The sequence below is a fragment of the Lactococcus sp. NH2-7C genome (genome assembly GCF_029953655.1).
GTDB lineage: Bacteria > Bacillota > Bacilli > Lactobacillales > Streptococcaceae > Lactococcus > Lactococcus lactis.
The window spans coordinates 176,396-198,510 of record NZ_CP124538.1; the positions used below are offsets into that span (position 1 = coordinate 176,396).

At 36.2% G+C, this 22,115-nt stretch carries 19 protein-coding genes; 15 read left to right on the forward strand and 4 right to left on the reverse strand.

What is annotated here, in order from left to right; translation table 11 throughout:
* Window positions 1–13: 13 nt before the first annotated feature.
* Window positions 14–973, reverse strand: a complete 960-nt coding sequence (locus QJV49_RS00870; RefSeq protein WP_225511381.1) for a rhodanese-related sulfurtransferase — start codon at window positions 971–973, stop codon at window positions 14–16.
* A 424-nt stretch (window positions 974–1,397) separates the two neighbouring features.
* Here QJV49_RS00870 and QJV49_RS00875 point away from each other — a divergent pair, with 424 nt between their 5' ends.
* The 15 genes from QJV49_RS00875 to trmFO all read left to right on the forward strand — a co-directional run bounded on the left by QJV49_RS00875 (window position 1,398) and on the right by trmFO (window position 19,363).
* Complete coding sequence (locus tag QJV49_RS00875) at window positions 1,398–2,939, forward strand: 2-isopropylmalate synthase (RefSeq protein ID WP_225511382.1); 1,542 nt, start codon at window positions 1,398–1,400, stop codon at window positions 2,937–2,939.
* 11 nt (window positions 2,940–2,950) lie between these two features.
* On the forward strand, window positions 2,951–3,988 hold the full coding sequence (leuB, locus tag QJV49_RS00880; RefSeq protein WP_225511383.1) for a 3-isopropylmalate dehydrogenase: 1,038 nt from the start codon (window positions 2,951–2,953) through the stop codon (window positions 3,986–3,988).
* Between the two features lie 146 nt (window positions 3,989–4,134).
* Entirely contained in the window at window positions 4,135–5,517 is a 1,383-nt protein-coding gene (gene leuC / locus QJV49_RS00885) for a 3-isopropylmalate dehydratase large subunit (RefSeq protein WP_225511384.1), read from the forward strand.
* A 19-nt stretch (window positions 5,518–5,536) separates the two neighbouring features.
* Window positions 5,537–6,112 (forward strand): 3-isopropylmalate dehydratase small subunit, encoded by a 576-nt coding sequence (leuD, locus tag QJV49_RS00890; protein WP_225511385.1) that lies wholly within the window; start codon window positions 5,537–5,539, stop codon window positions 6,110–6,112.
* Between the two features lie 13 nt (window positions 6,113–6,125).
* The gene (locus QJV49_RS00895; protein WP_225511386.1) at window positions 6,126–6,905 is read left to right on the forward strand and encodes an ABC transporter ATP-binding protein; all 780 of its coding nucleotides are present in this window, start codon (window positions 6,126–6,128) and stop codon (window positions 6,903–6,905) included.
* Window positions 6,906–7,026: 121 nt separating this feature from the next.
* Complete coding sequence (ilvD, locus tag QJV49_RS00900) at window positions 7,027–8,739, forward strand: dihydroxy-acid dehydratase (protein ID WP_225511387.1); 1,713 nt, start codon at window positions 7,027–7,029, stop codon at window positions 8,737–8,739.
* Between the two features lie 10 nt (window positions 8,740–8,749).
* Window positions 8,750–10,477, forward strand: coding sequence for an acetolactate synthase large subunit (locus tag QJV49_RS00905; RefSeq protein WP_225511388.1), 1,728 nt, complete (start codon window positions 8,750–8,752; stop codon window positions 10,475–10,477).
* Window positions 10,470–10,946: an acetolactate synthase small subunit gene (gene ilvN, locus QJV49_RS00910; protein ID WP_225511389.1), complete on the forward strand. Its 477-nt coding sequence runs from the start codon at window positions 10,470–10,472 to the stop codon at window positions 10,944–10,946. The genes QJV49_RS00905 and ilvN overlap by 8 nt, the downstream gene beginning before the upstream one ends.
* 45 nt (window positions 10,947–10,991) lie before the next feature.
* Window positions 10,992–12,014 (forward strand): ketol-acid reductoisomerase, encoded by a 1,023-nt coding sequence (gene ilvC, locus QJV49_RS00915; RefSeq protein WP_225511390.1) that lies wholly within the window; start codon window positions 10,992–10,994, stop codon window positions 12,012–12,014.
* A 55-nt stretch (window positions 12,015–12,069) separates the two neighbouring features.
* A complete protein-coding gene (gene ilvA / locus QJV49_RS00920) occupies window positions 12,070–13,320 on the forward strand; it encodes a threonine ammonia-lyase IlvA (RefSeq protein ID WP_225511391.1) in 1,251 nt (416 codons plus the stop codon).
* 115 nt (window positions 13,321–13,435) lie between these two features.
* Complete coding sequence (budA, locus tag QJV49_RS00925) at window positions 13,436–14,146, forward strand: acetolactate decarboxylase (RefSeq protein WP_057720838.1); 711 nt, start codon at window positions 13,436–13,438, stop codon at window positions 14,144–14,146.
* A 40-nt stretch (window positions 14,147–14,186) separates the two neighbouring features.
* Entirely contained in the window at window positions 14,187–14,567 is a 381-nt protein-coding gene (locus tag QJV49_RS00930) for a RidA family protein (RefSeq protein WP_225511392.1), read from the forward strand.
* Between the two features lie 145 nt (window positions 14,568–14,712).
* Window positions 14,713–15,561, forward strand: coding sequence for a DNA-processing protein DprA (gene dprA / locus QJV49_RS00935; RefSeq protein WP_225511393.1), 849 nt, complete (start codon window positions 14,713–14,715; stop codon window positions 15,559–15,561).
* Between the two features lie 254 nt (window positions 15,562–15,815).
* Complete coding sequence (gene topA, locus QJV49_RS00940; RefSeq protein ID WP_225511394.1) at window positions 15,816–17,948, forward strand: type I DNA topoisomerase; 2,133 nt, start codon at window positions 15,816–15,818, stop codon at window positions 17,946–17,948.
* A 71-nt stretch (window positions 17,949–18,019) separates the two neighbouring features.
* Window positions 18,020–19,363 (forward strand): methylenetetrahydrofolate--tRNA-(uracil(54)-C(5))-methyltransferase (FADH(2)-oxidizing) TrmFO, encoded by a 1,344-nt coding sequence (gene trmFO, locus QJV49_RS00945; protein WP_225511395.1) that lies wholly within the window; start codon window positions 18,020–18,022, stop codon window positions 19,361–19,363.
* Between the two features lie 51 nt (window positions 19,364–19,414).
* Here the strand turns inward: trmFO and xerS (QJV49_RS00950) are convergent, their stop codons facing one another.
* The 3 genes from xerS (QJV49_RS00950) to xerS (QJV49_RS00960) form a co-directional block, all read right to left on the reverse strand.
* Window positions 19,415–20,485, reverse strand: coding sequence for a tyrosine recombinase XerS (xerS, locus tag QJV49_RS00950; protein ID WP_225511396.1), 1,071 nt, complete (start codon window positions 20,483–20,485; stop codon window positions 19,415–19,417).
* Window positions 20,486–20,655: 170 nt separating this feature from the next.
* Complete coding sequence (locus QJV49_RS00955) at window positions 20,656–20,982, reverse strand: hypothetical protein (RefSeq protein ID WP_225511397.1); 327 nt, start codon at window positions 20,980–20,982, stop codon at window positions 20,656–20,658.
* Window positions 20,983–21,065: 83 nt separating this feature from the next.
* On the reverse strand, window positions 21,066–21,908 hold the full coding sequence (gene xerS, locus QJV49_RS00960) for a tyrosine recombinase XerS (RefSeq protein ID WP_241892584.1): 843 nt from the start codon (window positions 21,906–21,908) through the stop codon (window positions 21,066–21,068).
* Between the last annotated feature and the right edge of the window lie 207 nt (window positions 21,909–22,115).

Here is a 22,115-nt window from a genome sequence, read left to right on the forward strand (position 1 = left end):
TAGACTTTTTATATTATGATGCTAAATCTTTCTCAAGTAGCGCAAGACGTTCTTGAACTTCTTGATTTGATAGTTGGTGGGCTTTGATGTAACGGTTATTGGGATGAACTCGACATTCATGTGAACAAGCACCAAGATATTTTGCTTCGTTTTCCTCTGAAGCTAACATTTGTCTGTTACATTCTGGATTTCCGCAATTGATGTAACGTTCACATGGGCTTCCATCAAACCAATCACGTCCGACAATGACATGTTCTTTTTGGTTGATTGGAACTGCGATTCGGCTATCAAAAACATACATTTGTCCGTCCCAGAGATCTCCTTGAACTTCTGGATCTTTTCCGTATGTGGCAATTCCTCCGTGAAGTTGACCAACGTCTTTGAAGCCTTCCCGAACGAGCCATCCTGAAAATTTTTCACAACGTATTCCACCGGTACAGTAGGTTAAAACACGTTTTTCCATGAATTGTTCTTTGTTATCTCGAATCCACTGTGGAAGTTCTCTAAAACTTCTTATTTCTGGCCGAATGGCGCCACGAAAATGTCCTAAGTCAAATTCATAATCATTTCGTGCATCAATTACTACTGTATTTTCATCAAGCATGGCCTCACGAAACTCTTTTGGATCAAGATAAGCCCCAGTGAGTTCCAAAGGATTGACGTCATCTTCTAAACTTAAATTGACTAATTCAGGGCGATAACGGACATGCATTTTCTTAAAAGCATTTTGCTCGGCTTCATCAATTTTGAAAATTGTTGAGCTAAAGCGAGGGTCATTTTTCATCAATTCCATGTAGGCATCCGTTTGTTCGACGGTACCAGAAACAGTTCCGTTAATTCCTTCGTCAGCAACTAAAATGCGTCCTTTTAAACCTAATTCTTTACAGTCTGTGAGGTGTTTTTGGGCAAAAGTTTCTCCATCTTCAATTGGGACATATTGGTAATATAATAAAACTCGATAATCTTGAGTCATAATTTCTCCTTAATCTTATTGGTACATTAGAATCCATTATAATTTAATCATTTTATGTCTACCAAAAGCAACAAAATTGCTTGTATATTTTCTAACAAGCTTAATTATTGTGGCTTTTATTGAATGTTAGAAGTAGAAATTGTAATCTATTTGTCGTTAAATTCTTGTTAATACAAAAAAATGCATTAAATATTATTATTTTATTGACAATTTAAAATATTAAGAGTATTATAATGTAAATTAACAAAAAAGAGGAACTTGAAATGACATACACACAATTTTCATTGTTGTTGATCAAGGTGGACCTACATTAGCTTTTGTGGCTAAAATATGTGGGTCCTGTTTGGCGATAGTCATTTCGAGGACCGAGAGACGTCCTCACGGGCGTCTTTTTTGTTTCTTAATAAAAAATAGAGGTGATATTATGCGAAAAATTGAATTCTTTGACACAAGTTTGAGAGATGGCGAACAGACGCCGGGCGTTAGTTTTTCCATTTCAGAAAAAGTAACGATTGCTAAACAACTGGAAAAATGGGGGATTTCTGTCATAGAGGCTGGTTTTCCTGCGGCAAGTCCAGATAGTTTTGAAGCAGTAAAGCAAATTGCTGATTCTTTGAATGATACGGCTGTCACTGCATTAGCTCGTTGTGTTATCTCAGATATCGATAAAGCGGTTGAAGCGGTAAAGGGGGCTAAATATCCGCAAATTCATGTTTTCATTGCCACTTCACCTATTCACATGAAATATAAACTTAAAATAAGTCCCGAAGAAGTTTTGAAAAATATTGATAAATGTGTGAGATACGCACGTGAACGGGTCGAGGTTGTTGAGTTTTCTCCAGAGGATGCAACAAGAACGGAGTTGAATTTTCTTTTGAAGGCTGTTCAAACGGCTGTCGATGCTGGAGCAACTTATATTAATATTCCTGACACTGTCGGTTATACGACGCCAGAAGAATATGGAAAAATTTTTAAATTTTTGATTGATAATACTAAGTCTGAGAGAGAAATTATTTTTAGTCCACATTGTCATGATGATTTAGGAATGGCTGTAGCTAATTCATTAGCTGCAATTAAAGCTGGGGCTGGGAGAGTTGAAGGAACTGTCAACGGCATTGGAGAGCGAGCTGGGAATGCTGCTCTTGAAGAAATTGCTGTGGCACTACATATTCGTAAAGATTTTTATCAGGCACAAAGTCCTTTAAAACTTTCAGAAACTGCTGCAACGGCAGAACTAATTTCACAATTTTCAGGAATTGCTATTCCAAAAAATAAAGCAATTGTTGGTGCTAATGCTTTTGCCCACGAATCAGGAATTCATCAAGATGGTGTCCTTAAAAATGCTGAAACTTATGAAATTATTACACCAGAACTTGTCGGAATAAAGCATAATTCGTTGCCTTTAGGTAAACTTTCTGGTCGTCATGCTTTTAGTGAAAAATTGACGGAACTTAATATTGCTTATGACGATGAAAGTCTTGCAATTTTATTTGAAAAATTTAAAAAATTAGCTGACAAGAAAAAAGAAATTACTGACGCAGATATTCATGCCTTGTTTACAGGAGAAATCGTAAAAAATCTGGCTGGATTTATACTTGATAATGTTCAAATTGATGGCCACAAGGCACTGGTGCAACTAAAAAATCAAGAAGAGGAAATTTATGTTAGTCAAGGAGAGGGGTCAGGTTCAGTGGATGCAATTTTTAAAGCTATTGATAAAGTCTTTAATCATCAACTAAAATTAATTTCCTATTCAGTTGATGCTGTAACTGATGGAATTGATGCACAAGCAACGACTTTGGTTTCTGTTGAAAATCTATCTACAGGCACTATATTTAATGCTAAAGGTGTTGATTATGATGTATTGAAAGGAAGCGCCATTGCTTACATGAATGCTAATGTTTTAGTTCAAAAAGAAAATTTACAAGGAAAGGTTGAACAAATTTCAGCTCATGATGGAATTTAAGGTGAAAAATATTGTCTAAAAAAATTGTGACACTTGCGGGAGATGGAATTGGGCCAGAAATTATGTCAGCTGGTTTAAGTGTTTTAAAAGCTGTCAGTAAAAAAATTGCTTTTGAGTATGAATTAGAAGCCAAAGATTTTGGAGGAATTGCAATTGATAAGCATGGTCATCCTTTACCAGAAGAAACTTTGCAAGCAGTTAAAAATGCTGACGCAATCTTGCTCGCTGCAATTGGACATCCTAAATACAACAATGCAAAAGTTAGACCAGAACAAGGGCTACTTGCTTTACGAAAAGAATTAGGACTCTATGCTAATGTTCGTCCATTAAAAATTTATCCGGCTCTAAAAAAACTTTCTCCTATCCGAAATGTTGAAAATGTTGATTTCCTAGTGATTCGCGAACTGACAGGGGGAATCTATTTCGGTCAGCATGAATTGGCAGATGACAAAGCACGGGATGTCAATGATTATTGTGCTGATGAAATAAGAAGAATTCTTCATTTTGCTTTCAAAAGTGCTCAAAGTCGGCCCAGAAAATTACTGACTTCGGTTGATAAACAAAATGTCCTTGCAACTTCTAAATTATGGCGAAAAATTGCTGATGAAGTTGCTGACGAATATCCTGATGTACGATTAGAGCACCAATTGGTCGATTCTTGTGCAATGTTACTGATTACTAATCCGCAACAATTTGATGTGATAGTCACTGAAAATCTATTTGGCGACATTCTCTCTGATGAAGCAAGTAGTTTGGCCGGTAGCTTGGGAGTGATGCCATCGAGTTCACATGGTTTTAACGGTCTAGCACTCTATGAGCCAATTCATGGTTCGGCACCAGATATTGCAGGAAAAGGAATTGCGAACCCTGTTTCGATGATTCTATCGATTGCCATGATGCTAAGAGAGTCTTTTGGTCAAGAGGATGGCGCTATTCTAATTGAAAAAGCCGTAACTCAAACTTTTACTGACGGAATTTTGACTAAAGATTTAGGTGGGACCGCGACAACTAAAGAAATGACAGAAGCAATCCTGAAAAATTGTCAGTAAAATGCGATTGAATAATGAGCATTTTAGTTGTAAATAAAAGAACCGTCAGCGCAGCTGACAGTTCTGTCAGTAAATATTACTGACAAAAAGCACAAAATTACTGACAGAATTTGTCAGAATAAATTTTTAAAAAAGGAAATAAAAAAATGTCAGGTAAAACAATATTTGATAAACTTTGGGATCAGCATGTGATTGCTGGAAATGAGGGAGAACCTCAACTGCTTTATATTGACCTTCATGTTATTCATGAGGTTACGAGCCCGCAAGCATTTCAGGGCTTACGTGAAGCAGGTCGTAAAGTTCGTAGAACAGATTTGACATACGGAACTCTTGACCACAATGTTCCAACACAAGATATTTTTAATATTCAAGATTTGATTTCTAAAAAACAAATTGATACTTTTACTAAAAATGTCAAAGAATTTGGTGTTCCAGCGGAGACTCATGGTGGAAAAGGACAAGGCATTGTTCACATGGTAGCACCTGAATCTGGCAGAACTCAACCGGGAAAAACAATTGTTTGTGGCGATAGTCATACCGCAACAAATGGAGCATTTGGCGCTATTGCTTTTGGAATTGGTACAAGTGAAGTTGAACATGTTCTTGCAACTCAAACCATTTGGCAAGTTAAACCCAAACGTATGAAAATTGAATTTCAAGGTCATCCACAAAAAGGTGTTTATAGCAAAGACTTTATCCTCGCGTTAATTGCAAAATATGGTGTGGATGCAGGTGTAGGTTATGCGGTTGAGTATACAGGAGATGCCATTAGTGATTTAAGCATGGAAGAACGGATGACAATCTGTAACATGTCAATTGAATTTGGGGCAAAAATTGGCCTGATGAATCCTGATGAAAAAACTTATGACTATGTCAAAGGGCGTGAACATGCACCTAAAAACTTTGAGAAAGCTGTCAGTAAATGGAAAAAACTTGTCAGTGATTCTGATGCACAATACGATATGATTTTAAGTCTTGATGTCAGTCAGTTGAAACCAATGGTAACATGGGGAACAAATCCCGGAATGGGCCTAGAATTTGGCGAAAAATTTCCAGAAATTAACAACGATTTGAATTATGAACGTGCTTATCAGTACATGGATTTAAAGCCAGGCCAAACCGCTTCTGATATTGATTTAGGCTATATTTTCATTGGTTCTTGTACGAATGCTAGGCTTAGTGATTTAGAAGAAGCTGCAAAAATTATTGGAGACAGACATATTGCTGATGGACTGACAGGAATTGTCGTACCGGGTAGCAGACCTGTGAAAGAAGCGGCTGAAGCACAAGGGCTTGATAAAATTTTTAAGGAAGCTGGTTTTGAATGGCGAGAACCGGGTTGCTCAGCCTGTCTTGGAATGAATCCTGACCAAATCCCAGAATACGTTCATTGTGCTTCAACCTCTAATCGAAATTTTGAAGGACGTCAAGGACATAATGCAAGAACGCACCTGTGCTCTCCAGCTATGGCTGCTGCCGCCGCAATCGCCGGTAAATTTGTAGATGTAAGAACGCTCGTAACAGATTAGTCTGTAGAAAGAAGAAAAGATGGAAAAATTCACGATTTACAAAGGGACAAGCGTTCCAGTCATGAACGATAATATTGACACAGACCAAATTATTCCTAAACAATTTTTGAAAGCAATCGATAAAAAGGGCTTTGGAAAGAATTTATTTTATGAATGGCGTTATATCAAAGATTACGATGAGAATCCTGATTTTATTTTGAATGCTCCAAAATACAAAAAAGCTTCTCTGTTAATTTCAGGAGATAATTTTGGTTCTGGTTCTTCAAGAGAACATGCGGCATGGGCCTTATCAGATTACGGCTTTCGGGCAATTATTGCTGGCTCTTACTCAGATATTTTTTATAATAATGCTTTAAAAAATGGCTTGTTACCAATTAAACAACCAAGAGAAGTTCTAAATCAACTGACAAAACTGTCAAGTCAAGAAGAAATTACAATTGATTTACCCCATCAGCTAATTATCACAAGCCTTGGTGACTTTCATTTTGAGATTGACCCCATTTGGAAAGACAAATTAATTAATGGCTTAGATGATATTGGAATAACTTTGCAATATGAAGAAGCAATCTCAGCTTACGAACAAAAAAATCAATAAGAGCGAGCCTAAAATGACAATTATTAATTTAAAGAATGTAAATCTTACTCGAAATAAAAAAGAAATTCTTAAAGATATTACTTGGAAAGTAAATCCCGGCGAAAATTGGGTTATTCTGGGCCTCAACGGCTCTGGAAAATCAAGTCTTTTGAAATTGATTTTAGCAGAAGAATGGAAAACTTCTGGCGAAATCACTGTTTTAAATACTCAATTTGGAAATGGAGAAATTCCTAAGTTGAGAAAAAGAATCAGCGTAGTTGGCTCATTTATTGCTGAAAGATTTCAACCAAATATTAAGGCTGAAAACCTTGTTTATACTGGGAAATTTAATTCGAGCATGCTCTATAAACCTTACACAGATCAGGAACTTGATGAGGCACGTCAGCTTTTAAGACAAATGGGCGCAAAATCACTTATTGGCCGAAATTATGCCAGCCTTTCTCAAGGAGAAAAGCAAGTTCTTCTTATTGCTAGGAGCTTAATTTTAAAGCCTGAGCTTTTAATTTTGGACGAAGCAACGAACGGTTTAGATTTATTTGCTAAAGAAAAATTATTAAAGCAACTGCAGCAGATTAATCAATTAAAAACCGCACCAACACTCATTTATATTTCTCATCATCCCGATGAAATCACTGGTATTTTTACTCACCTTTTACTTTTAAGAGAAGGAAAAGTGATTCAATCAGGGAAAAAAGAAAACTTATTAAATGAAAAGATACTTACAGATTTTTATCAAGAAAAAGTAGAAGTCCACCGTTTTGAGCAGAAATATTTTGTAATTCCTGCTAACTGAGAAAGGAAAGCAAAAGTATTTTATAGACTATATAGAATATTCTGACAAATTATTGTATTTTCATTTTTTTAGTGATAAAATAGCTCTATGTAAATTTACGGGGAGGTCAAAAAGATAACATATGGAATTCAAATATAACGGAAAAGTTGAATCAGTAGAACTCAATAAATATTCTAAAACATTGACTCAAGATCCAACACAGCCAGCGACCCAAGCCATGTACTACGGCATTGGTTTTAAAGATGAAGATTTCAAAAAAGCTCAGGTCGGAATCGTCAGCATGGATTGGGATGGAAATCCATGCAATATGCACTTGGGAACACTTGGTAGTAAAATCAAAAGTTCTGTCAACCAAACTGACGGATTGATTGGACTTCAATTTCATACAATTGGAGTTTCTGATGGAATTGCCAACGGAAAGCTTGGCATGAGATATTCTTTGGTCAGTCGTGAAGTTATTGCTGACAGCATCGAAACCAACGCTGGTGCTGAATATTATGATGCCATCGTTGCCATTCCCGGTTGTGATAAAAATATGCCAGGATCAATTATCGGAATGGCTCGCTTAAATCGTCCGTCAATTATGGTCTATGGCGGAACGATTGAACACGGCGAATATAAAGGTGAAAAATTAAATATTGTTTCGGCCTTTGAAGCTCTGGGACAAAAAATCACTGGAAATATTTCTGATGAAGATTATCATGGCGTTATTTGCAATGCCATTCCAGGACAAGGTGCTTGTGGAGGAATGTACACTGCTAATACCCTGGCTGCTGCTATTGAAACTTTAGGAATGAGTTTACCTTATTCCTCTTCCAATCCAGCAATCAGTCAGGAAAAACAAGAAGAATGTGATGAAATTGGTTCAGCCATCAAAAATTTATTAGAAAAAAATATTAAACCAAGTGATATCATGACCAAAGAAGCTTTTGAAAATGCCATAACAATTGTCATGGTTCTTGGAGGCTCAACCAATGCTGTGCTTCATATCATTGCAATGGCAAATGCCATAGGTGTAGAAATTACGCAAGATGACTTCCAACGAATTTCAGATATTACCCCTGTTCTTGGCGATTTCAAACCGAGCGGAAAATATATGATGGAAGATCTGCACAAAATTGGTGGCCTTCCTGCTGTTTTGAAATACCTACTTAAAGAAGGAAAACTTCACGGTGATTGTTTGACCGTCACAGGTAAAACTTTGGCTGAAAATGTTGAAACAGCATTAGATTTGGACTTTGACAGTCAAGATATTATGCGACCACTAAAAAATCCAATTAAAGCAACTGGACATTTACAAATTTTGTACGGTAATCTTGCTCAAGGGGGTTCTGTTGCAAAAATTTCTGGTAAAGAAGGCGAATTTTTCAAAGGAACTGCTCGTGTTTTTGATGGAGAACAACACTTTATCGATGGCATTGAGTCTGGTCGATTGCATGCCGGTGATGTTGCAGTCATTCGAAATATTGGCCCAGTCGGAGGTCCGGGAATGCCAGAGATGTTAAAACCAACCTCAGCATTAATTGGAGCAGGACTTGGAAAATCTTGTGCACTCATCACTGACGGAAGATTCTCTGGTGGCACTCACGGCTTTGTTGTGGGACATATTGTCCCTGAAGCAGTTGAAGGTGGGCTGATTGGTTTAGTTGAAGATGATGATATTATCGAAATTGATGCGGTGAATAATAGTATTAGTTTAAAAGTTTCTGATGAAGAAATTGCTAAACGACGTGCCAACTATCAAAAACCAGCCCCTAAAGCAACTCGTGGTGTTCTTGCAAAATTTGCCAAACTTACACGCCCTGCTAGCGAAGGTTGCGTTACAGATTTATAGAAAGGTTTGAATGAAAAAATTAAAGTTAGAAAAACCTACTTCCGGTTCCCAACTTGTTCTCCAAACCTTAAAAGAACTTGGAGTAGAAATTATTTTTGGTTATCCTGGTGGGGCTATGCTCCCCTTGTATGATGCGATTCATAATTTTGAAGGAATTCACCATATTTTAGCCCGTCATGAGCAAGGAGCAACGCATGAAGCCGAAGGTTACGCTAAATCGTCTGGTAAAGTTGGTGTCGTCGTTGTTACTTCTGGACCGGGAGCGACTAATGCAGTAACCGGAATTGCTGACGCTTATCTTGATTCAGTCCCATTGTTAGTTTTCACAGGTCAAGTTGGCCGTCAGTCAATTGGTAAAGATGCTTTTCAAGAAGCAGATACTGTTGGAATTACCGCCCCAATCACAAAATATAATTATCAAATTAGAGAAACCGCAGATATTCCAAGAATTGTTACAGAAGCCTATTATTTGGCAAGTACAGGACGTCCTGGACCAGTAGAAATTGATTTACCAAAAGATGTTTCCACCCTTGAAGTCACTGAAATTAATGACCCAAGCTTGAATCTTCCTCATTATCATGAAAGTGAAAGAGCGACTGATGAACAATTGCAAGAATTACTGACAGAACTTTCTGTCAGTAAAAAACCAGTCATCATTGCTGGCGGAGGAATTAATTATTCTGGCTCAGTTGATATTTTCAGAGCATTTGTCGAAAAATATCAAATTCCAGTTGTTTCTACATTGCTTGGCTTAGGAACGTTACCAATCAGCCACGAATTGCAACTAGGAATGGCAGGAATGCACGGTTCATATGCTGCAAATATGGCTTTAGTTGAGGCTGACTATATTATTAATTTGGGATCACGTTTTGACGATAGAGTTGTATCCAATCCCGCAAAATTTGCCAAAAATGCTGTCGTTGCTCATGTTGATATTGATGCAGCCGAACTTGGCAAAATTGTAAAAACCGATATTCCAATTCTTTCTGATTTGAAAGTGGCTTTAAGCAGACTTTTGCAATTAAATGATGTCAAGACTGACTTTAATGATTGGACTAAAACTGTCATTAAAAATAAAGAAAAAGTACCCTTGACTTATGACTCAGAAGGTCATGATATTCGCCCACAGGAAACGATTAAATTGATTGGAGAATATACTCAAGGAGATGCAATCATTGTGACCGATGTTGGACAGCATCAAATGTGGGCAGCCCAATTTTATCCTTATAAAAATCCAAGGCAACTTATCACTTCTGGGGGAATGGGAACAATGGGCTTTGGTATTCCTGCAGCAATCGGTGCAAAGCTGGCACAGCCAAATAAAAATGTCATTGTTTTTGTTGGCGATGGTGGCTTTCAAATGACTAATCAAGAATTAGCTTTACTCAATGGCTACGGTATTGCAATCAAAGTTGTTCTGATTAATAATCATTCATTAGGCATGGTACGTCAATGGCAAGAATCATTCTATGAAGAGCGACGTTCACAATCGGTTTTTGATGTTGAACCCAATTTTCAATTGTTAGCCGAAGCTTATGGCATCAGACATGTTAAGTTAGATAATCCAAAAACTTTGGCTGATGATTTAAAGATTATTACTGAAGATGAGCCAATGCTTATTGAAGTTCTAATTTCAAAATCTGAACATGTTTTACCAATGATACCAGCTGGATTACACAATGACGAAATGATTGGACTTCATTTTACTGATGAGAATGAGGAGGTAGATAATGCGTAGAATGATTATCGCAAAACTTCATAATGTAACAGGAATTATGAATCGATTTACCGCCGTTCTCAATCGAAGGCAAGTGAACATTCTCTCAATTACCGCTGGAGTTACAGAAAGTCAAGACTTAACTCATACCACTTTTGTTATTGAAGTTGATCATCTTGATGAAGTAGAACAAATCCTTAAACAATTAAATCGCTTAATAGATGTGATTGAAGTAGCTGATATTACTGATTTGCCTCATGTAGAACGTGAAGTCGTCTTGATTAAAGTATCAGCTCCACCGACCATTAGGGCAGAAATTTTTACAATGATTGAACCTTTTAGAGTAAATGTAGTTGATGTCAATCTGGAAAATGTCACCATTCAATTAACGGGTGATTCAGCAAAAATCGAAGCACTTATTGATGTTGTTAGTCCTTATGGCATTCTAAATATGGCTCGGACAGGTAGTGCAGGCTTCGAGCGTGGCTAAATTTAAATAAGTTAACAAATAAATAGAAAAATAGAGGAAACAAAAATGGCAGTTACAATGTATTATGAAGATGATGTAGAAGTAGCAGCACTTGCTGGAAAGCAAATTGCAGTAATCGGTTATGGGTCACAAGGACATGCTCACGCACAGAATTTGCGTGATTCTGGTCACAACGTTATCATTGGTGTGCGCCACGGAAAATCTTTTGATAAAGCAAAAGAAGATGGCTTTGAAACATTTGAAGTAGGAGAAGCAGTAGCTAAAGCTGATGTCATTATGGTTCTGGCACCAGATGAACTTCAACAATCCATTTATGAAAAGGACATCAAACCAAACTTGAAAGCAGGTTCAGCACTTGGTTTTGCTCACGGATTTAATATCCATTTTGGCTATATCAAAGTACCAGAGGATGTTGACGTTTTTATGGTTGCACCTAAGGCTCCTGGTCACCTTGTCCGTCGGACTTATACTGAAGGTTTTGGTACGCCAGCCTTGTTTGTTTCACATCAAAATGCAAGTGGTCATGCACGCGAAATCGCAATGGATTGGGCCAAAGGAATTGGTTGTGCTCGAGTGGGAATTATCGAAACAACCTTTAAAGAAGAAACAGAAGAAGATTTGTTTGGAGAACAAGCTGTTCTATGTGGAGGTTTGACAGCACTTGTTGAAGCTGGCTTTGAAACACTGACAGAAGCTGGATATGCTGGTGAATTGGCTTATTTTGAAGTTTTGCACGAAATGAAATTGATTGTTGACCTCATGTATGAAGGTGGCTTTACTAAAATGCGTCAATCCATCTCAAATACTGCTGAGTTTGGTGATTATGTGACTGGTCCACGGATTATTACTGATGAAGTTAAAAAGAATATGAAACTTGTTTTAGCTGATATTCAATCTGGAAAATTTGCCCAAGATTTCGTTGATGACTTCAAAGCGGGCCGTCCAAAATTAACAGCCTATCGCGAAGCTGCTAAAAATCTTGAAATTGAAAAAATTGGGGCAGAACTACGTAAAGCAATGCCATTCACACAATCTGGTGATGACGATGCCTTTAAAATCTATCAGTAATTTCTCTTATTGATTGAATAAAAACATAAAAGCATTTTATGGAGGAATGACATAAATGATAAGTGCCAAAGAGGTTGAAGATGCCTATGATTTGTTAAAAGCAGTTGTCACTAAAACACCTTTACAATTAGACCCTTACCTTTCCAATAAATATCAAGCAAATATTTACTTAAAAGAAGAAAACTTACAGAAAGTTCGTTCTTTTAAATTACGAGGAGCTTATTATTCTATTAGTAAATTATCTGATGAGCAACGCTCTAAGGGAGTGGTTTGTGCATCCGCCGGTAATCATGCACAAGGAGTTGCTTTTGCTGCAAATCAATTAAATATTTCTGCGACAATTTTTATGCCCGTTACCACACCTAATCAAAAAATTTCACAAGTAAAATTTTTTGGCGAAAGTCATGTAACAATTCGTTTAATTGGTGATACTTTTGATGAATCAGCCAGAGCAGCAAAAGCTTTTTCTCAAGATAATGACAAACCATTTATAGACCCTTTTGATGATGAAAATGTAATTGCTGGTCAAGGAACTGTGGCTTTAGAAATTTTTGCGCAAGCTAAAAAACAAGGAATAAGTTTAGATAAGATTTTTGTACAAATTGGTGGTGGTGGTTTGATTGCTGGAATTACGGCCTACAGTAAAGAACGCTATCCAAAGACTGAAATTATTGGAGTTGAAGCAAAAGGGGCAACAAGTATGAAAGCCGCTTACTCTGCTGGTCAGCCCGTCACCTTGGAACACATTGATAAATTTGCTGACGGAATTGCGGTTGCGACTGTCGGTCAGAAAACTTACCAAATTATTAATGACAAAGTGAAACAATTGCTTGCGGTTGATGAAGGTTTAATTTCTCAAACCATACTGGAATTGTATTCAAAATTAGGAATTGTCGCCGAGCCAGCTGGTGCAACATCTGTTGCCGCACTTGAACTTATTAAAGATGAAATCAAGGGTAAAAATATTGTCTGTATCATCAGCGGCGGAAATAATGATATTAGTCGAATGCAAGAAATTGAAGAAAGAGCTTTGGTTTATGAAGGTCTAAAACATTATTTTGTCATTAACTTTCCTCAAAGACCGGGAGCCTTACGAACTTTTGTCAGTGATATTTTAGGACCAAATGATGATATCACGCGATTTGAGTACATTAAAAGGGCGGATAAAGGTAAAGGTCCTTGTCTTGTTGGGATTTTACTTTCAGATGCTAGTGATTATGATTCATTGATAGATCGGATTGAAAGATTTGATAATCGTTATGTTAACTTACATGGAAATGATAGTTTATACGAACTCTTGGTTTAACTAATCAATTGGTTTGAGCTATTTTCTAGTTTCAATTCTCTTTAAATCACTAGAAATTTGATATAATTTAATTAATAAATTATTTAAATTTAATGAGATAGAAAAGAGAAATATCATGACAGAAATCACACAACTTTTTCAATATAATACCCTTGGAGCTTTAATGGCAGGCCTTTACGAGGGGACAATGACAATTGGTGAACTTCTGAAACATGGTGATTTAGGAATTGGAACTTTAGATTCTGTTGATGGAGAATTGATTGTTTTGGACGGTAAAGCCTACCAAGCTAAAGGTGATAAAACCATCGTAGAATTAACTGATGACATCAAAGTTCCTTATGCTGCAGTTGTTCCCCATCAGGCAGAGGTAGTTTTTAAACAAAAATTTACGGCCAGTGATAAGGAATTAGAAGACCGAATTGAAAGCTATTTTGACGGGCAAAACTTATTTCGCTCAATCAAAATAATTGGTGAATTTCCAAAAATGCACGTTCGTATGATTCCACGAGCTAAATCAGGGACAAGATTTGTAGAAGTTTCACAAAATCAACCCGAATACACCGAAGAAAATGTTAAAGGAACAATTGTTGGGATTTGGACTCCAGAAATGTTTCATGGTGTGAGTGTTGCTGGTTATCATCTCCATTTTATTAGTGAAGATTTTACATTTGGTGGACATGTCCTTGATTTTATTATTGATAATGGTACTGTTGAAATTGGCGCAATTGACCAATTGAACCAGTCATTTCCCGTTCAAGATCGCAAATTCTTGTTTGCTGACCTTGATATTGAAGCACTAAAAAAAGATATCGATGTAGCTGAATGATAATCACTAGATTTCTTTAGCTATATTAAAGGAGAAATCTATGAAAATTATTGCAACATCAGATGCACCAGCTGCTATCGGTCCTTATGTTCAAGGCAAAATTGTCAATGGTTTACTCTATGCATCAGGCCAAATTCCGTTGAATCCATTGAATGGAGAGATTGTTGGAGATAGCATTGAGACTCAAACCGAACAGGTGATGAAAAATATTTCTGCTATTTTGAAGGAAGCACATTCTGATTTCGACTCAGTTGTCAAAACAACATGTTTTTTGAAAAATATTGAAGATTTTTCACGATTTAATGCAATTTATTCAAAGTTTTTTGATAAGGAATTCCCAGCGCGTTCCGCTGTTGGAGTCGCAGGATTACCTAAAAATGTCCTTATTGAAATAGAAGTCATTGCAGAAGTTAAATCCTAAAATTAAAACATATTAGCTATAAAAATTACTGACAAGATTTCTGTCAGTAATTTTTTTGGTTACAAGTCAGTCTTTTTTTCGTATAGAAAATTATAAGCCAATTTTAAAATTGCTGACAAATCTGTCAGTAAAAAATGGAGGAATTATGATAACAAATTTTGATTTATATCGTTGGAAAAAAGCTGGTATGACCAATTTAGGAGTAAATAAACTTTTAAAATTTTTTCATAGATATGATAAAAAAATAAGTTTAAGACAAATGGGACAAGTAGCACAACTTAAATCAATCCCCAACTTCATTGAGCAATATAAAAATCAAGACGTAAGTAAACTGAGAGAAGAGTATAAAATATACCCATCATTTTCTCTTCTTGATGAAATTTATCCCGAAAGGCTCAAGGAAATTTACAATCCACCCGTTCTGTTATTTTATCAAGGTGATATAAAACTCTTAAAAACCCCTAAACTAGCCTTTGTTGGTAGTCGACAAGCTAGTTCACAAGGAATTAAAGCCGTTCAAAAAATTGTGACAGAGTTGAACCAAAAGTTTACGATCGTCAGCGGACTCGCTAAAGGAATTGACACAGCAAGTCATCTTTCTGCTATTAAAAATAAAATTCCTACAATCGCAGTTATTGGTACGGGCTTAGATATCTTTTATCCTTTAGAAAATCGAAAAATTCAAGAATATCTTGCTAAAAACCAACTAATTCTATCAGAATATTCAGTCGGAGAAAAACCACTTCGCTATCACTTTCCTGAACGCAATCGTATCATTGCGGGACTTTCACATGGCGTAGTAGTGATAGAAGCAAAGTTACGGAGCGGTAGTTTAATTACTTGTGAACGCGCTCTGGAAGAAGGAAGGGATATCTTCGCTGTACCAGGGAACATAGCAGATGGTTTTTCAGATGGCTGTAATCATCTAATTCAACAAGGAGCAAAATTAATCTACAAAGCCCAAGATATCTTAGAAGAATATTTGTATGATTAAAAAATCCCCTATCACCTTTTACCACATAACTTTAGCCCGTTTTTATAGTAAAAAAAATAACAAGTTCTACTATAAGAAAACTAAATAACTTGACATATTGAAGAAAAGCATTTATTATGAGAGAGTGAATTTAATGTAATAAGAGTATTAACGCCTCTTAAACTATTATTTTACTTCCACATTCGATACCTCTATGAATTAAGATACAATAACTAAAAGATAGTGGATACCAAAAAGAATAAATAGGAAAAATTATGCCAACTTCAACTAAAAGTAAAACAAAAACAACTACAAAGAAAAAAACAACACGAAAAAGAGTCACTCCAGGTAAAAATCTGGTTATTGTCGAATCGCCAGCAAAAGCTAAAACAATTGAAAAATATTTAGGACGAAACTACAAAGTTGTGGCTTCAGTAGGTCATATTCGTGATTTGAAAAAATCAACCATGTCTGTTGATATAGAAAATGACTATGAACCTCAATATATTAATATTCGTGGAAAAGCCCCATTAATCAACTCTCTCAAAAAAGAAGCAAAGGCTGCCAAAGCCGTCTATCTCGCAAGTGACCCGGACCGTGAAGGTGAAGCAATTTCATGGCACTTAGCACATATCTTAAATCTTCCGCTTGAAGAAAAAAATCGAGTGGTCTTTAATGAAATCACTAAAGATGCTGTTAAAAATGCCTTTAAGGAGCCACGTCAAATTGATGTGGACTTAGTTGATGCCCAACAAGCTCGTCGAGTTCTTGACCGTTTGGTGGGTTATTCAATTAGTCCTATTCTATGGAAAAAAGTCAAAAAAGGACTCTCAGCAGGTCGAGTTCAATCTATCGCCTTAAAACTAATTGTTGATCGTGAGAATGAAATTAATGCTTTTATTCCAGAAGAGTATTGGTCAATTGATGGTGAATTTAAAAAAGGAACTAAAAAATTCAAAGCATCCTTCTGGGGAATTGACGGAAAAAAACATCCTTTAAAAACCAATGAGGATGTCATCAAAGTCATGGAACGCTTAGAAGGTCCTGATTTTAACGTAGATAAAGTTGAAAAGAAAGAACGTCGGAGAAATGCTCCGCTTCCTTATACAACTAGCTCAATGCAACAAGACGCGGCTAACAAACTTAACTTTCGTACCCGTAAAACAATGATGGTTGCTCAACAACTTTATGAAGGTCTTACTTTAGGAAGTCAGGGTCATCAAGGTTTAATTACCTATATGCGTACAGACTCGACACGTATTTCTCCCGTTGCACAAAGTGCAGCTCACAATTATATTGCTAATCAATTTGGAGAAAAATATAGTAAACACGGTTCAAAAGTTAAAAATGCCTCTGGAGCCCAAGATGCCCACGAAGCAATTCGTCCTTCAAATGTTTTTAACACTCCAGACACCATTGCTAAATATCTAGACAAAGATCAATTAAAACTTTACACACTCATCTGGAACCGTTTCGTAGCCAGTCAAATGGTCGCAGCTATTTTTGATACTGTTAAAGTAAATCTGTCTCAAAATGGTGTTATCTTTATTGCTAATGGTTCACAAGTAAAATTTGACGGTTATCTGCGAATCTACAATGATTCTGATAAATCAAATATGCTCCCAGAGATGGAAGAAAATGAAACTGTCAAAAAAGCGAATGTTAAACCAGAACAACATTTCACTCAACCACCAGCTAGATATTCCGAAGCAACACTCATCAAGACATTGGAAGAAAATGGAGTGGGACGTCCCTCAACCTATGCGCCTACACTAGAAACAATTCAAAAACGTTACTATGTGAGATTGTCAGCAAAACGTTTTGAACCTACAGAGCTTGGAGAAATTGTCAATAAGCTTATTGTTGAGTTCTTCCCTAACATTGTAAACACTGAATTTACAGCTGAAATGGAAAAAGATCTTGATGAAGTTGAAGAAGGAAAACGTCAATGGATTGAGGTTGTTGACCAATTTTACAAACCCTTTGCAAAAGAACTTGAAAATGCCGAAGAAGGTATGGAAAAAATCCAAATCAAGGATGAACCTGCTGGTTTTGACTGTGATGTTTGTGGAAGTCCGATGGTAATAAAGTTGGGTCGTTTCGGAAAATTTTATGCTTGTAGCAACTTCCCAGATTGTCGAAACACCAAAGCAATTGTCAAGGAAATCGGTGTAAAATGTCCACTTTGCCATGAAGGAAATATTATCGAACGCAAAACAAAGAAAAATAGAATTTTCTATGGTTGTGATCGTTACCCAGACTGTGAATTCACAAGTTGGGACAAACCTATCGGCCGTGATTGTCCTAAATCTGGACATTTTCTTGTTGAAAAGAAAGTTCGCGGTGGCGGTAAACAAGTGGTATGTTCAAATGATGAATGTGATTATCAAGAAGAAAAACAAAAATAAAAGGCGCTTCCGCGCTTTTTTATTATATTAATCAATGGAAAAATTTACTAAATTTAGATATAATTGGGACTATGAAAAAAACACATATTAACGTTATTGGAGCGGGACTTGCTGGTTCTGAAGCTGCTTATCAAATTGCTAAGCGTGGCATTCCCGTTAAACTATACGAAATGCGAGGCGTTAAACAAACCCCTCAACACAAAACAGATAAATTTGCTGAACTAGTCTGTTCAAATTCTCTTCGTGGAGCTGCAATCACTAACGCGGTTGGTCTCTTAAAAGAAGAAATGAGAAGACTTGATTCTGTCATTATCAAGGCAGCGGAAGTGACTCAAGTACCTGCTGGTGGAGCTTTAGCTGTTGATAGGGAAGGTTTCTCTGATTTTGTCACAAGAGAAGTCTCTAACCATCCATTGGTTGAAGTAATTCGAGAAGAAATTACTGATATTCCAGAAGATGAAATTACAATTATCGCTACTGGACCTCTAACTTCAGATAAACTAGCAGAAAAAATTCATGAATTTAACGGTGCTGATGGCTTTTATTTTTATGATGCTGCAGCACCAATTATTGACGCCAACTCAATTAATTTTGAAAAAGTCTATAAAAAATCTCGATACGATAAAGGTGAAGCCGACTATATCAACTGTCCAATGACCAAGGAAGAATTCCAAGCCTTTCAAGAAGCTTTAATTTCTGCTGAAGAAGCTCCTCTAAACTCTTTTGAAGATTTAAAAGTATTTGAAGGTTGTATGCCAATTGAAGAGATGGCCAAACGTGGTTATAAAACAATGCTATTTGGCCCGATGAAACCTGTTGGATTGGAATATCCTGAAGATTATAAAGGGCCAAGAGACGGTGATTTTAAGACTCCCTATGCAGTTGTTCAACTTCGCCAAGATAATGCTTCCGCATCTTTGTACAATATCGTAGGATTTCAAACTCATTTAAAATGGGGAGAACAAAAACGAGTTTTCCAAATGATTCCGGGTCTTGAAAATGCTGAATTCGTTCGTTATGGGGTCATGCATCGTAATTCTTACATGGATTCTCCAAATCTTCTTAAGCAAACCTTTCAATCTCGCAAACAAAAGAATCTGTTCTTTGCAGGACAAATGACAGGAGTAGAGGGCTATGTAGAATCAGCTGCTTCTGGTTTAGTTGCTGGAATTAATGCTGTCAAACTTTTTAATGACGAAGAAGTAGTTATATTCCCAAAAACAACGGCGATTGGAAGTTTACCTTACTACATCACCCATACTGACAGCAAACATTTTCAACCAATGAATGTAACCTTCGGAATTGTTGAAGAATTAGAAGGCCCACGAATTCGTGATAAAAAAGAACGTTATACTAAGGTAGCGGAGCGTGCTTTAAATACGTTAACAGATGTTATTTCAAAAGAAACTCTATAAATAAGCATAGAAAAAAACACTTAGAATTTGTGCTAAGTGTTTTTTTCTATGCTAGAGGCTATCTAAAGCGTTTTTTTGCTCTTCGTTGATAATATGGGTATAAAGGTCTGTAACTTGAGTTGAAGCATGTCCTAACTGATTACTCACCAATACCTGAGAATTTGTTTGGGCATAAAGTCGAGTTGCAAGTGTATGTCTAAGTTTGTGAGGAGTCACTCGAACTTTAAAAGCTTGAGAATATTTAGCGACTAATTTTTCAACACTAGAAGGATCTATCCGGCTAGGAACATCTCTATAAAGTGTCACAAAAAAAGCGGTATCTTTTGCTGTAGTCTTATAACGTTGACTTCGTACTTCCAAATATCTTTCAAAATAAGTTTTTGCAAAAGGAGCATAAGGAACAGCATCTCTTTTCCCCCCTTTACGAGTCACCTCAACAACCATAGTAATAAGGTTTAAATCTCTCAAATCTACATTAACCGCCTCAGAAAGGCGAATACCGGAGGCTAAAATAAGTGCAATAATTGCTAAATCACGTTCTTTATTTTTGAAAAAACTAGAACGAGCTCTATTTGATAATGTTTTTTCATACTCATTATCAATATAATCAAGAAATCCTTGGGTTTCATCTCCCAAAAAGAGCTTTCCTTTAATATTTTCAGCACGGGAAGCTAGAGTTTCTGATTTTTTCTTAGTCTGTACCTTCTTCATAACATTGCGATAGAAGTAAGGTTCACCGTCTTCATTTTCAACCTCTTCAGTAAGGTATTTATAAAGACTAGAAAGAGCTGATAGAGTGCGATTAATCGTTGTTTGACTTACTCCATAGCGAGTAGACCGTGTATTTAAACGTGGTCTCTCTCTAAGATAGAGAATGAAAGACTCCAAATCTCGTTTGGTTAAGTTTTCTAAAACAGAGAGCGAAACATCAGTTATCTTATCAACATCAGCAACTCCAGAATCGACCAACCAACTAAAGAAACGTTCATATTCTTTAAGATATTCATAAAGTGTATTTAAACTATACGGAATAGTAAGTTTAGATTGATAATATTCTAAAACATAAGAAGGCATAATATGTTTTAGTTTTTCAATATTTTGTATTAATTGTTCACGTTTCATAGATTTAAGTATACCAGAAGTGATATCCGTTTGTCAAGAAAATTACAGTTTTTCGGAAAGATGTTACTTAAAACATATAGGAGTCCTGTGTCACACCTTTTCAAAAGGTTTCGTAAACCTTGCTATTATAAGGTTTTTGTGACACGTTACTCTCCTGCTTTTTGTTTTAATTATCTTTCAAAAAATTTTTTCAGAAGTTTTTTTCTTTTTCTTACTAAAATAAAATAATAGATATTATTATAAATCAAATCACTCACAAAAAAGAGAGATTCCGATTTAACTTCAAATTTGTGCCAGGTATCTCCATTTTTCCAATACAAAAATCCATCCTTTGAGGTCACTACGGCAACAATCTTCACCCTCTGTGGGCCAGTTTTGGTTTCAACAGCCGCCTCGTCGCCTTTACGTAGTCTAATAGGTTGAAGGTGGTCTGGTACCTTCCAATAGCGTTTGTGTTTGTCAGTTCCGTTAATATGGACGGCTTGAATGATTTTCATGATTACTCCCCTATTATTTAATTACGTTATCTTGATTATGTCAAAAATTGTACAGTAAATAAATTTCAGATAGTTTGTGAATGTTATAACTTTTTTAACGCATCTTTAGCTTCAGCGCTGACAATGTGGGTATATAACTCAGTAGGCTTAGTTGAGGAATGTCCTAATTGGTTGCTGACAAGGACTTGAGAGTGACTGACATTATAGAGTCTTGTTGCGAAAGTATGCCTCAGAGTATGAGGTGTTACACGGACTTTATAGGCTTCTGAATACTCTGCGACTAGCTTATTGATCGATACATTAGAAATTTTTCTGATTGTTTGTTTATAGTCCGTGATAAATAAGGCTTCTACATCAGTATTTAAGCCACTTCTTGCATCAAAATAATCTGCTATATACTTATGCGAAAAATGAGCAATAGGCACTACATCTTTCTTGCCTTCTTTTCGCATCACACTTACTTTCCCAGTTTCAAGGTTTAAATCGTTAAGATTGATCCCTACAAGCTCCGCACAACGTATTCCAGATGATAAAAAAAGACTTAATATAGCTAAATCTCTGACTTTATTTTTCTTGAAACTTGTTCTTGCACGGTTACTGACAGACTTTTCATGGTCATGTTCAACAAATTCTAAAAAGGCTTTGGTTTCATCTCCTAGGAATAGTTTCCCTTCTAGTTGAGCAGCACGGTAATGCAAGGTTTCGCTCTTTTTTCGGATATGAATTAAACGACTGACATTTCGAGTCGTGTATGTATTTCCGTGTTCATCCTCAGTTTGTTCACAAAGATAATTATATAGGCTCTTTATTGCAACAATGGTACGGTTTAATGCTGATGTATGTGTGTTAGAACCACATTTTGATTCTAAACGGAATCGTTCGTGAAGTACAAAAGCTTCTAGCTCACGTTTCGTTACGTTTTCCATTTCTTTCAAAGTGATTTCTTTGATGTTGGCATGAGTTTATTTACATTATAACGATAACCATGATTTTCTGACATCTCTTATTATTGTTCCTCAACATTTTCTATTCAAATTAGAATATATTGTAGTTAAATATTAAAATATTATCAATTTTTATTTTAAATCAAAATTTTATGTTAAGGAGTCTGTTTAGGCTGATTTTTTAGATTG